Genomic DNA, 12,840 nt, shown 5'->3' with positions numbered 1-12,840 from the left:
TTAGTGTTCCAATCAGCCGACGGTCTTCTTCTTGTCCTCAAGGTCGAATATATCCTCGAGCGCAATTTCAAGGGTCGGGAAAAGGAATTTGAAGTCGTTTTCCATCAGCACCTCAGGGAGTACATACTGTCCCTTCAAGATGAGGAGTGACTGTTCCCCGAGCAGTTTCTCTATCACGAATGCCGGTGTTTTGACGAAATCCGGGCGGCCGAGTGCGGAACTCAAGTATTTTGAGAACTGCTTCTGTCTGAGCGGCATTGGCGCGGTGAGGTTGACCGGTCCTGAAATCTCCGAGTGTACCGCCACATAGAGGAGGGCGTTCAGGAGATCATCGATATGGATCCAGCTGTACCACTGCTCACCACTTCCCAGAGGCCCGCCGGCCCCCAGCCTGTAGGGGATGCTCATCTTCGGCAATGCCCCTTCCTCGGCGTCCAGAATAAGGCCGAAACGTGCACATACGACACGGACGCCCAAGTCTTCGAACTTCTCCGCTTCGCCTTCCCAGGCGACGATCACCCTGGAGAGGAAATCATGGGGCGCAAACTGATCCGCTTCAGTATAACGGACACTTTTGCTTACAGGATAATAGCCGATGGCACTGGCATTGACGAGTACTTTCGGGGTGATGTCCGCCTGTTCCACCCAGCGCCTGAGCATGCGGGTGACGGTCACTCTGGAATCGAATATCTCCTCCTTGTGCTCATCGCTCCATTTCTCCTGAAGCGAAGCGCCGGCCAGATTGTAGATGGCATCCACCTTGAGCGGCATATTCTCCATCCATGAATCATCTTCAGGCCGATCCGGGTCATACTTTATATAATGGACGAAAGGGTGGTCCGAATTGCGGTCACTGCGGCTGAGTATATAGACGTGGTCCTGCTCCTGCCTCAATATATCCGTCAGCCTGGAACCGACAAAACCTGAACCGCCTGTTATCAATATATTCATATCATCACGCTCCTTAGTGTCATTATAGCCTTTAAAGTATATGTATAATCAGAAATCAACCAAAAAAGAAAGCGCTGGGAGAATTTTTCTCCCAGCGCTTTCCTTATGGAATGGATCAGCCTTTAAGCTTTTCAGGCTCCATCACTTCGTCCACGAGGCCGTATTCCTTAGCTTCTTCCGCTGTCATGAAGAAGTCGCGGTCCGTGTCCCTTTCAATCTTGTCCAGAGGCTGGTCGGTGCGCTCGGCAAGGATTTTGTTGAGTTTCTCGCGTGTCCTCAGTATATGCTTGGCTGCGATTTCTATTTCTGTCGCCTGACCCTGTGCCCCGCCGAGTGGCTGGTGGATCATGACTTCAGCATTAGGCAGTGCGAACCTTTTGCCTTTCGTGCCTGCAGCGAGTAGGAATGAGCCCATGGATGCCGCCATGCCGAGGCAGATCGTCTGTACATCCGGTTTGATGTGCTGGATCGTGTCATAGATCGCCATGCCGGCAGTCACACTGCCGCCCGGGGAATTGATGTAGAGGAATATATCCTTTTCCGGATCCTGTGCCTGCAGGAAGAGCAGCTGGCTGACGACGGAGTTCGCTACGTTATCGTCGATGCCTGTACCGATCATGATGATCCTGTCCTTCAGCAGTCTTGAATAGATATCATAGGCACGTTCTCCGCGGTTGGTCTGTTCAATTACTGTAGGTATTAAGTTCATTGTATTACCTCCTGGAAATATGATTGCTGTCATTCACTAATTCATTTATACCACATTAGTCAAATAAGGTCAAAAGAAAAACATCTGCTATAAAGAGTAAAATTAAGTCTTTAATTCATTTGAAATTATTGCTATACTTGTATATGCTTTATTAAGAAATATAAATATGATTTTAACATACCCCCGTGGTGTAATGGATAACACGTAAGATTCCGGTTCTTGAGATGGGAGTTCGATTCTCTCCGGGGGTGTCAATCGAGGTGGGCCGTGTGAGTGGCGAACTTGAGGTTATAGAAGCTCCAGATGAAGTCCTTGGCGAAGATTTTGTGCGCGATGTGTTCTACATTGCGATCAATTGTGGAAAGATGCTGTTGGAGAGTGGAGCTGAAACATACCGTATTGAAGATACGATGCTGCGCATCGCTTCGAACTATGGTATTGAAAATGCCCAGGTTTTCGTCACTCCCACGGTCATTATTTTTTCCCTGAACGATTATGCGCTGACCCAGACGCTGCGTATCGAGGAACGGTCCAACAATCTGGAGAAGGTCATGGTCGTCAACGAGCTGTCCAGGAGGATTTCCGACGGGCTGCCCCTGAAGCAGGCGATCAGAGGAATGGAAAAGATACATAATACACGATTCTTCCCGCTGTGGCTGCTGGTCCTCTCGGGCGGGGTCATAGGCATCATGTTCCTGCTGCTGTTCGACGGGGTCGCAAGGGATATTCCGGCCGCCTTCATAGGGGGCGCCGGGGGTGTCTTCCTGATGGAAGGCATCCAGCGCTATACGCGGGTCCAGTTCTTCACGGAATTCTTCGCAGCGCTGTACATAGCAACGGTGGCAGTCATCCTTGTCAATCTCGACTATGGCTTCATGCTTGATACCATCATCATCGCCAGCGTCATGCCACTCGTGCCGGGCGTGCTCATCACGAATGCCATCAGGGAGATGATTCGTGGCCATCTGATGGCAGGCATCATGAAAGGCGCTGAAGCCGGTCTGACGGCAATTGCCATCGGTGCGGGCGTCGGCCTTGTATTCATGCTGGCATAGGAGGGGATGGAGTTGGTCTATTTCTATCAATTTGTACTCAGTTTTTTTGCATCCGCCAGCTTCGGTGTGCTCTTCAATGCGCCGAGGAATGCACTTGTCAGCTGCGGGGCGACGGGCGCTTTCGGCTGGATCGTCTTCTATCTGTTCAGGGAGGGGGGGACGGATCTTGTCCTTGCTTCCTTTCTGGGCGCACTGACACTCTCCGCCATCGCCATCCTGAATTCGAGGCGCAAGAAGATGCCGATCATCCTGTTCATCACATGTGGAATCATTCCGCTTGTCCCTGGTGGATTGGCATATGATGCGATGCGCCACGTAGTATTGAATGAATATATGACCGCTTTGGAGTATGGATTCGAAGCTGCACTGATTTCGCTTGCCATCGCCATGGGCATCATCAGTACCGAGATGGCCGACCAGGTTCTGCAGACGATCAGAAGGAAATTGAAGAGAGAAGAGGTATAAATGTGCTTGAACTGACATATTATACGAGGGAACGGTGTTCTTTATGCGACGAAGGGATAGAGCAGATAAAGCTTGCCCTGTCGGAACTCAGATACAGTGATGTAAAGATGCGGAGCATCGACATCGATCAGGATGATGCACTCCAGGAGGAGTATATGATCCGGGTCCCTGTACTCATGCACGAAGGGCAGGTCATCCAGGAGGGCATCATAGATTTTGTATACGTCTATGATTATCTTAAGGATATTGTGGGTAAAGAATAGAATAACGCAATAGAAATAATTGCATTCTTTAATATTTATGATATATTAAATGATGTAATTATTTTTTGTCCCTGGTGGGACGTAATACGTCTCACTTTGACGAGAGGTGTTGAGTCTCATGTGGCAGAAACTGTTGGACATCCAGAAACGCATCGCCCCGGAAGTTGTCCTGGAATTGCAGAAGCGCTCCAGCATACTCAAGCAGATTGAAGCCCATCAGCCGATAGGGCGCCGGACACTTTCGAGGAAATTGAACATGACGGAAAGAGTTTTAAGGAAAGAAGTGGATTCGCTTTATGCCCTGGGGTTGATAGATATAGATAAAAAAGGCATATCCATCTCCCAATCGGGTATTGAAGTATTGCGGGATTTATCCCCCTACATGACCACGCTGGACAGAAGAACCGATCTTGCGCGCAGACTCAGGGACAAATATGGGCTGCAGGATTTCTTCATCATCCGTGGTGATGCAGACGAAAGTCCTGAACTTCAGCAGGAATTGGCGAAGCTCATGGCCGAGGAATTCCAGAAGATGCTCTTCGATGGTGCAGTCATTTCCGTGACGGGCGGCTCTACGATGGCCAATGTCGGGAAGTACCTGCACCCCGCAGATGAAAAGCTGCTGTTCGTTCCGGCACGTGGCGGACTTGGTGAGGAACTGGGCAACCAGGCGAACTCGATAGCGAGCCGGCTGGCTTCAGCAACCGGTGGTGAACACAAGGTGCTTTATGCCCCGGACAACGTCGGTGAAAGTGCACTTGAATCGTTGAAGGCCGAGCCATCCGTAAAGGAAATCGCTGAACTGAACAGGCAATCGCACTATGTCATCCATGGCATCGGAGAAGCCTTTACGATGGCCAAGCGGCGCAATGTGGACGACGAGACGCTCGCCGGGTTGAAGGATAGCGGCGCAGTGGGTGAAACCTTCGGCTATTATTTCGACAAAGAGGGGGACATCGTCCGAAAAGTCAAAACAATCGGCCTCCAGCTCGAAGATCTGGAAAGCAAGAAGGCCATTCTGGCCGTAGCTGGCGGCAGCAGCAAGAAAGAGGCGGTCAGAGCCTACATGAAGATGGCACCCAGGAATACCGTGCTTTTTATTGATGAGAGCATCGCAGAATTTTTATTGGACAGTTAAATAATAATGATATATGAAATCAAGGAGGACATAAATTATGGTTAGAGTAGCAATTAATGGATTCGGACGCATCGGAAGATTGGCAGCAAGGGAAATTCTGAACTATGACGATATGGAAGTGGTGGCAGTAAACGACCTTACAGATGACGATTTTCTCGCGCACCTCTTCAAATATGATTCCACTCAAGGACGCTTCGAAGGTGAAGTTGAGCAGATTGACGGTGGATTCAAAATCAATGGCAAGGAAATCAAATCCTTCAATAGAAAAGATCCTGCAGAACTTCCTTGGGGAGATCTCGATATCGATATCGTCCTGGAATGTACTGGTTTCTTCACCAATGAAGAAGATGCAAGAAAACACCTTGATGCAGGCGCCAAGAAAGTACTCATCTCCGCTCCCGGCAAAGGCGATATGAAGACGGTCGTATACGGTGTGAACGAAGATGTACTCGATGGTTCTGAAGAGGTAGTTTCAGCTGCATCCTGTACAACAAACTGTCTCGCTCCGGTCGTTAAGGTGCTCAATGACAAATACGGCATCCAACGCGGCCTGATGACGACGATCCACGCCTATACAGGTGACCAGAACACACTGGATGCGCCACACGCGAAAGGCGACTACCGTCGTGCCCGTGCAGCAGCAGAGAACATCGTGCCAAACTCCACAGGTGCTGCAAAGGCGATCGGCCTCGTGCTTCCTGAACTCGATGGCAAGCTCGATGGCGGTGCGCAGCGTGTACCGGTAAAATCAGGTTCGCTCACTGAAGTGACGGCAGTACTCAATGAGACGGTCACTGCAGAAGACGTCAACGAAGCGATGAAGGCAGCCAAGAACCCTTCATTCGGCTATACTGAAGATCAGATTGTATCTACTGATGTCATCGGAATCAAAGAAGGTTCCCTGTTCGATGCGACACAGACACGTGTCATCGATGTCGACGGAAAACAGCTTGTACGTGCAGTAGCATGGTACGACAATGAAATGTCCTACACTGCCCAGCTTGTAAGAACACTGAACCACATGGTGACGAACAATAAGTAATGCCGATGAATAAACGGGCGGGGAACCGCCCGTTTTTATTTTATTCCCATTTGCATATGGGTATAATAAGGATGGACAGAAAAGTATAGGAGGCATGGCAATGAAGAAGACTGTAGAAGATGTAGAACTGAAAGGCAGGAAGGTGCTGCTCCGCGCTGATTTGAACGTTCCGATGTCAGACGGGGAGATCACGAACGACAACCGTATCGTACAGGCACTTCCGACGATCAAGTATGTACTTGAGCAGGGCGGAAGGGTCATCCTCTTCTCCCACCTCGGGAAAGTGAAGAGCGAGGAGGACAAGAAGGATAAGACGCTTCAGCCTGTAGCCGAAAGACTGGCTGAACTGCTCGACAAGGATGTACCGTTCGTTCCCCATACACGTGGAGACGCCCTTGAACAGGCGATCGACAAGCTTGAGGACGGGGAACTTCTGATGTTTGAAAATACCCGCTTTGAAGATATCGACGGTAAGAAGGAAAGCGGCAACGATGCAGAGCTCGGCAAATACTGGGCTTCCCTTGGAGATATCTTCGTCAACGATGCATTCGGTACAGCCCATAGGAGCCATGCTTCCAATGTCGGCATCGGCTCAAACATCGAAACGGTATCCGGCTACCTCATGAAGAAGGAAATCGACTTCATCGGTGGGGCGATCGATTCGCCAGAGCGGCCATTCGTCGCCATTCTCGGTGGTGCCAAAGTCTCCGACAAGATCGGGGTCATCAAGAACGTGCTCGACAAGGCGGACAAGGTGATCATCGGCGGGGGCATGGCCTACACATTCCTGAAAGCACAGGGCAAGGAAATCGGCAATTCCCTGCTTGAAGCGGACAAGGTTGATCTTGCCAAATCCCTTCTTGATGAAGCAGGCGACAAGATTGTACTTCCAAGTGATGTTGTGGTGGCAGAGGAGTTCGATGCGGATGCCAAGCACAAGACCGTCTCTGTAGATGAAATCCCTTCAGATATGGAAGGGCTCGATATAGGAGAGGACACGGTGACCAATTTCAAGAAAGTGCTTCAAGGTGCAAGGACGGTCGTCTGGAATGGTCCGATGGGCGTGTTCGAAATGGAGAACTTCGCCAAAGGGACGATTGGTGTATGCAGAGCGATAGCCGAACTTACGGACGCCAAGACGATCATCGGCGGCGGCGATTCCGCAGCAGCGGCCATGGATCTGGGATATGCGGATGACTTTTCCCACATTTCCACAGGTGGGGGCGCTTCACTCGAATATCTCGAAGGCAAGGAGCTTCCGGGACTTTCGGTAATAGATGATAAATAGGTATGGACATGATTTTATAATATGAGGAGGAAGATTTATGAGAACCCCATTTATAGCAGGCAACTGGAAGATGAACAAGACGATTTCTGAAGGCGAGGCGTTCATCGATGCACTCGGCGGCCTCCCGAAGAAGGATGAGGTCGAAAGTGCGGTATGTGCACCATTCATCCACCTCCCTTCCCTCGTCGAAAAGACGAAAGGGATGGAACTTGGCATAGGCGCAGAGAACAGCCATTTTGAAGACAGCGGCGCTTATACGGGTGAAGTATCCCCAGCCATGCTTGCGGACCTCGGTGTGGATTATGTCATCATCGGCCACTCCGAGCGCAGGGAGCATTTCAATGAAACGGATGCGGACATCAACAAGAAGGCGCATGCGCTGCATTCCAAAGATCTCGTGCCGATCATCTGCTGCGGCGAATCAGATGAGGAACGCGAATCTGGCAAGGCTGCAGATAAGGTCAAGGACCAGGTGACGCAGGCACTTGAAGGGCTCGATGCCGGCCAGGTCAAAAAATCTGTCATCGCCTATGAGCCGATCTGGGCAATCGGTACAGGCAAGTCCGCAACAAGCGATGATGCCAACGAAATGTGCGGTGTCATCCGTGAAACGGTCGGTTCACTATATGACCAGGAGACTGCAGATGCAATCCGCATCCAATACGGTGGTTCCGTAAAGCCTGAGAACATCAAGGAGTATATGGCACAGGAGCATATCGACGGTGCGCTGGTCGGCGGTGCCTCATTGGAACCCGAGTCCTTCGTCCAACTGTTGGAAGGTGCTAAATGATGGCAAAACCAGTAGGTCTGATCATCCTCGATGGCTTCGCCAACAGGGAAGAAGAGAAGGGCAATGCCGTCAAAGCGGCCAATAAGCCGAACTTTGACCGCTATTTCAATAAATATCCGCATAATGAACTCAGTGCCTGCGGTCTGGATGTTGGGCTGCCGGAAGGGCAGATGGGCAACTCGGAAGTCGGACATTTGAACATCGGTGCCGGCCGCGTCGTCTATCAGAGTCTGACGAGGATCAACAAGTCCATAGAGGATGGGGATTTCTTCCGCAATGAAGTATTGCTTGATGCTATGGATCATGTGGATGAGAATGACAGTGCCCTGCACGTGATGGGCCTGCTCAGTGACGGCGGGGTGCATTCCCATTATGAACACCTTTTCGCCATCCTGAAGATGGCAAAGGAAAAAGGGCTGAAGAAGGTCTATGTACACGCATTCCTCGATGGCCGTGACGTCAATCAGGAATCCGCGCTCAACTATGTCAAAGAGTCGGAAAAGCGCTTTGAGGAAATCGGCATCGGTGAATTTGCCACAGTCAGCGGCCGGTATTACGCCATGGATCGGGATCAGCGCTGGGATCGTGAGGAGCTCGCATATCAGGCGATGTCGAACGGTGTCGGTGAAAGGTTCGATACTGCTGAAGAAGGCATCCGTGCGAGCTATGAAGAAGGCATCTATGACGAGTTCGTCAAACCCTTCATCGTATTCGGCCAGGATGGTGACTACGACCGGGGCATCATGAATAATGATGCAGTCATCTTCTACAATTTCCGGCCGGACCGTGCAGCCCAGCTGTCCGAAGTGTATACGAATGAGGAATTTATGGGATTTGAAATCGAACAGAAATATTCCGACCTTAAATTCGTCACCTTCACGAAATACAGTGACAATGTCGTGGCGGATGTCGTCTTTGAAAAGGAGGACATCATCAATACGATAGGGGAAGTCGTCTCCAAGGCAGGCAAGAAGCAGCTGCGTATTGCCGAGACGGAAAAATACCCGCATGTGACCTATTTCATGAGCGGGGGACGGCACAATGAATTCGACGGTGAGCGCCGTGCGCTGATCGATTCTCCGAAAGTGCCAACTTATGACATGAAGCCCGAAATGAGTGCCTACGAAGTGAGGGACCGCTGCATGGAGGAACTTGCCAAGGAAGACCTCGACCTCGTCATCCTGAATTTTGCAAATCCTGATATGGTGGGCCACAGCGGCAAGCTGGAGCCGACCGTCAAGGCGATTGAAGCAGTGGATGAGTGTCTCGGCCCGATCGTCGATGAGATACTCGCCCAGGGCGGTACAGCAATTATCACCGCAGATCACGGCAACTCCGACGAAGTCACGACCATCGAAGGGGATCCGATGACTGCGCATACTACAAACCCTGTGCCGGTCATCGTCACGAAAGAGGGCGTGGAAGTGGGAAGCGGCCGTCTGGCCGACCTTGCTCCAACCCTCCTCGACCTGATGGGCATCGATAAGCCGGAAGAAATGACAGGTGAAAGTCTAATCAGATAGTTGTTGCCGGAAAGGTATCCTTTCCTGACAAATATAAACCAACACAAAAGGAGATATTGATATGCCATTAATTACAGATGTTTATGCACGCGAAGTCCTCGATTCCCGCGGGAATCCGACAGTTGAGGTGGAAGTATTGACGGAAAGCGGCGCCTTTGGACGTGCGCTCGTCCCTTCAGGTGCCTCCACAGGAGAATATGAAGCTGTCGAACTGCGTGACGGCGATGACACACGCTACCTCGGAAAAGGTGTCGAAGAAGCAGTCGAGAACGTCAATGAAGTCATCGGGCCTGAGCTTGTGGATGGCGACTTCAGTGTACTCGAGCAGGTATCGATCGATAAGATGATGATCGCACTCGATGGGACGGAAAATAAAGGGAAGCTCGGCGCCAATGCCATCCTCGGAGTCTCAATGGCCGTAGCGAAAGCTGCAGCGGACCTCCTAGGCCAGCCCCTCTATAAATATCTGGGCGGCTTCAGTGCTGTGCAGCTTCCAGTACCGATGATGAACATCATCAACGGCGGAGAGCACGCAGACAACAACGTCGATATCCAGGAGTTCATGATCATGCCTGTCGGCGCAGAGTCATTCAAGGAAGGCCTCCGCATGGGAGCTGAAATCTTCCACAACCTGAAGAAGGTGCTGAAGGATAAAGGCTACAACACTGGTGTTGGTGATGAAGGTGGATTCGCACCGAACCTCGGATCCAATGAAGAAGCGCTGTCGACAATCATTGAAGCAGTGGAGAAGGCAGGATATAAACCAGGCGACCAGATCCGTCTCGCAATGGATGCCGCTTCCAGTGAGTTCTATGATGCAAAAACAGGCAAATATGAACTCAAAGGTGAAGGCAAATCCTACACATCTGAAGAAATGGTCAACTGGTATGCAGAAATGATCGAGAAATACCCGATCATCTCCATCGAGGATGGACTGGATGAAAACGACTGGGAAGGTACACGCCTGCTCACCGAGAAGCTTGGTGACAAGGTACAGCTCGTCGGTGATGACCTCTTCGTGACGAACACGACGAAACTTGCCCGCGCAATCAATGAAGGTGTCGGCAATGCCATCCTGATCAAAGTCAACCAGATCGGAACGCTCACAGAAACATTTGAAGCGATTGAAATGGCAAAACGTGCCGGCTACACAGCCGTCATCTCCCACCGCTCCGGCGAAACGGAAGATACGACGATTGCAGACATCGCTGTTGCGGTCAATGCCGGACAGATCAAGACAGGTGCACCATCCCGTACGGACCGGGTGGCGAAGTACAATCAGCTGCTCAGGATCGAAGACGAACTGTTCGAAACGGCAAAATACGAAGGACTCTCCTCCTTCTATAATCTGGACAAGAAGTAGTCCGCATCATAGCCTCCCTGCAAGGGGAGGTTTTTTTTATGGAGAAACCGCTGCCGCTCATATGATATAATTCTCGCAACAAGCATAAGAATGGAGATGGTGATGTTGAAACGCCTTTATACTATCGGAGAAGCACTGATCGATTTCATACCTTCAGAAAAGGGGAGGAAGCTGAAGGATGTCGATGGCTTCGAGCCACAGGTCGGGGGCGCACCGGCGAATGTCGCTGCGGCACATGCGATACTCGGCGGGGAATCCCATCTTCTGACACAGCTCGGCACAGACGCATTCGGTGACCGTATACTGGAACTCCTTGAAGCGAAGGGGGTACATACGGCGTACATCACCCGGACACATGAAGCGAATACAGGACTTGCCTTCGTCTCTCTTGATGAGGCGGGGAACAGGGACTTTTCGTTCTACAGGAACCCTTCGGCCGATCTTCTATATGACAGTTCGGCAGTCAGCGGAATCGACTTCGCGAAGTCCGACCTCCTGCATTTCTGTTCGGTCGACCTTGTGGAAAGCGTCATGAAGGAGACACACCGGACGGTGATCCAGAGGGTGAAGGAGGCGGGCGGCACCATCGTCTTCGATCCGAACATCCGCCTGCCGCTGTGGGAAGATGAAGAGGCGTGCCGCAAAGCGGTGCGTGAATTCATGGGGTTTGCCGATATCATAAAGGTGTCGGATGAAGAGCTTGAGTTCATCACCGGAATCAGTGGGGAATCGGCTGCCCTGGGCGCACTTTTCACAGGGGATACAGAAGCGGTCATCTATACGAAAGGGCCGCTTGGCAGTGAGATACTCTTCAGGGAAGGTGGACGCTGCGAGCATCGGGGGTTCGAAGTGGAGACCATCGATACGACAGGCGCAGGGGATGCCTTCATAGGGGCAGTGCTCCGTAAGCTTTCCTCGGACTCCGGCCCCGCCCTTGAAATCCTGAGGCAGAACGGCCCGGAGGTACTCCGCTTTGCGAATGCGGTCGGTGCCCTCTCCACATCTAAAAGAGGCGCCATCACGAGCATCCCTGAACAGGGGGAAGTTGAAGCGTTCATCAGGGACTGCAGGTAGGTGGGCGGAAGGGCACTGCGCGTACTCTTCCCAGTTTGCAATCACCCGTCATATCTGATAAAATGCATAATGTTAATATCATTCGGAGGGATTACCACATGCAAACACTACTGGTCGTGCTATTGATTATCGTTTGTATATCTTTAATTGCAGTGGTATTGCTACAGTCAGGGAAAAGCGCCGGCCTCTCAGGTGCAATCGGTGGCGGTGCAGAGCAATTATTTGGTAAACAGAAAGCGCGTGGCATGGATCTTATACTTCATAGGACAACCGTCATTCTATCATTGTTGTTCTTCCTGATCATGCTGCTGCTCACATATTTAAGCTAATATATGAAGCCCCCTATGTCATAGGGGGTTTTTATTTTTATAAGCGGGATTTTTAAAGTACAATGAAATTAATGAATTGAAAGTAGGGTATAAATAATGAAGATTCAGTTACCGCAGCCATTTTTCTTCGAGGAGGGGGAGAAGGCGGTCCTGCTGCTCCATGGATTCACCGGCAATTCATCAGATGTAAGGCAGCTCGGACGCTACCTCCAGAAGCAGGGGATCACTTCCTATGCCCCCCATTATGAAGGACACGCCGAACCTCCGGAGAACCTTCTGAAGTCAAGCCCGCACGTATGGTGGGCCCAGGTGCTTGAAGCCTATGATTTTCTGGTGGATGAGGGATATGAGAAGATATTCGTATCCGGCCTTTCACTTGGTGGCGTGTTTGCATTGCGCCTTGCGACAGTGCGTGATGTAGTAGGCGTTTCAACAATCTGCACCCCAATGTACCTCAAGGACCGCGGAACGATGTATGAGGGCGTGCTTGAATACGCACGGGGGTTCAAGAAGATGGAAGGAAAGTCGATAGGGGAGATTGAGCGTGAAATGGCGGCATTCGAACCGACCGTCATGCTGGATGAGGTCAGGGATATGATCGAGGCGGCAAAAGACAGTCTGCCGGATGTGCATGTACCGCTCTTCATCGCCCAATCTGAAAAGGATGAAATGATCAATCCGGATTCGGCGAACATCATCCATGACGAGTCCGGGACTGAAGAAGATGAGAAGCAGCTGAAGTGGTACCCGGAATCAGGGCATGTACTGACGATAGATAAAGAGAAGAAGGAACTGTTCGAAGATATACACGCATTTATGAACCAGTTGGACTGGAATGAGCAATAGGAGG

14 protein-coding genes and 1 tRNA gene are annotated in these 12,840 nt (G+C 51.0%); 13 read left to right on the top strand and 2 right to left on the bottom strand.

Going from position 1 to position 12,840, the window contains the following annotated elements; all coding sequences use genetic code 11:
- Positions 1-12: 12 nt before the first annotated feature.
- Positions 13-951 carry a TIGR01777 family oxidoreductase gene (locus LLU09_RS06135; RefSeq protein ID WP_228310960.1) on the bottom strand — a complete coding sequence of 313 codons (939 nt, stop codon included), beginning with the start codon at positions 949-951 and terminating at the stop codon, positions 13-15.
- 115 nt (positions 952-1,066) lie between these two features.
- On the bottom strand, positions 1,067-1,660 hold the full coding sequence (gene clpP / locus LLU09_RS06130; protein ID WP_175287455.1) for an ATP-dependent Clp endopeptidase proteolytic subunit ClpP: 594 nt from the start codon (positions 1,658-1,660) through the stop codon (positions 1,067-1,069).
- Positions 1,661-1,839: 179 nt separating this feature from the next.
- On the opposite strand from clpP, the gene LLU09_RS06125 reads away from it, so the two are divergent.
- From LLU09_RS06125 to LLU09_RS06065, 13 genes are all read left to right on the top strand, one after another.
- Positions 1,840-1,911, top strand: a tRNA-Arg gene (locus LLU09_RS06125).
- Positions 1,885-2,715 (top strand): threonine/serine exporter family protein, encoded by an 831-nt coding sequence (locus tag LLU09_RS06120; protein WP_228310959.1) that lies wholly within the window; start codon positions 1,885-1,887, stop codon positions 2,713-2,715. Before LLU09_RS06125 ends, LLU09_RS06120 begins: the two co-directional genes overlap by 27 nt.
- 12 nt (positions 2,716-2,727) lie before the next feature.
- Entirely contained in the window at positions 2,728-3,180 is a 453-nt protein-coding gene (locus tag LLU09_RS06115) for a threonine/serine exporter family protein (RefSeq protein WP_228310958.1), read from the top strand.
- 2 nt (positions 3,181-3,182) lie between these two features.
- Entirely contained in the window at positions 3,183-3,443 is a 261-nt protein-coding gene (locus LLU09_RS06110) for a glutaredoxin family protein (protein WP_040105089.1), read from the top strand.
- 118 nt (positions 3,444-3,561) lie between these two features.
- Complete coding sequence (locus LLU09_RS06105) at positions 3,562-4,581, top strand: sugar-binding transcriptional regulator (protein ID WP_228310957.1); 1,020 nt, start codon at positions 3,562-3,564, stop codon at positions 4,579-4,581.
- A gap of 34 nt (positions 4,582-4,615) precedes the next feature.
- Positions 4,616-5,623, top strand: coding sequence for a type I glyceraldehyde-3-phosphate dehydrogenase (gene gap / locus LLU09_RS06100; protein WP_228311130.1), 1,008 nt, complete (start codon positions 4,616-4,618; stop codon positions 5,621-5,623).
- 100 nt (positions 5,624-5,723) lie between these two features.
- Complete coding sequence (locus LLU09_RS06095) at positions 5,724-6,911, top strand: phosphoglycerate kinase (RefSeq protein WP_228310956.1); 1,188 nt, start codon at positions 5,724-5,726, stop codon at positions 6,909-6,911.
- A 37-nt stretch (positions 6,912-6,948) separates the two neighbouring features.
- Positions 6,949-7,701: a triose-phosphate isomerase gene (tpiA, locus tag LLU09_RS06090; RefSeq protein WP_228310955.1), complete on the top strand. Its 753-nt coding sequence runs from the start codon at positions 6,949-6,951 to the stop codon at positions 7,699-7,701.
- A complete protein-coding gene (gene gpmI, locus LLU09_RS06085; RefSeq protein ID WP_228310954.1) occupies positions 7,698-9,224 on the top strand; it encodes a 2,3-bisphosphoglycerate-independent phosphoglycerate mutase in 1,527 nt (508 codons plus the stop codon). The genes tpiA and gpmI overlap by 4 nt, the downstream gene beginning before the upstream one ends.
- A 61-nt stretch (positions 9,225-9,285) precedes the next feature.
- Entirely contained in the window at positions 9,286-10,587 is a 1,302-nt protein-coding gene (gene eno / locus LLU09_RS06080; protein WP_228310953.1) for a phosphopyruvate hydratase, read from the top strand.
- 105 nt (positions 10,588-10,692) lie between these two features.
- Entirely contained in the window at positions 10,693-11,661 is a 969-nt protein-coding gene (locus LLU09_RS06075) for a carbohydrate kinase family protein (protein ID WP_228310952.1), read from the top strand.
- Positions 11,662-11,759: 98 nt separating this feature from the next.
- Positions 11,760-11,990 carry a preprotein translocase subunit SecG gene (gene secG / locus LLU09_RS06070; RefSeq protein WP_228310951.1) on the top strand — a complete coding sequence of 77 codons (231 nt, stop codon included), beginning with the start codon at positions 11,760-11,762 and terminating at the stop codon, positions 11,988-11,990.
- A gap of 96 nt (positions 11,991-12,086) precedes the next feature.
- Positions 12,087-12,836, top strand: a complete 750-nt coding sequence (locus LLU09_RS06065) for an alpha/beta hydrolase (protein ID WP_228310950.1) — start codon at positions 12,087-12,089, stop codon at positions 12,834-12,836.
- Positions 12,837-12,840: the final 4 nt, after the last annotated feature.

This window comes from Salinicoccus sp. RF5 (assembly GCF_020786625.1).
In the GTDB taxonomy this organism is placed as follows: domain Bacteria; phylum Bacillota; class Bacilli; order Staphylococcales; family Salinicoccaceae; genus Salinicoccus.
Note: the sequence above shows the minus strand (reverse complement) of the source record. Positions and strands in the feature narration are given on the sequence as shown.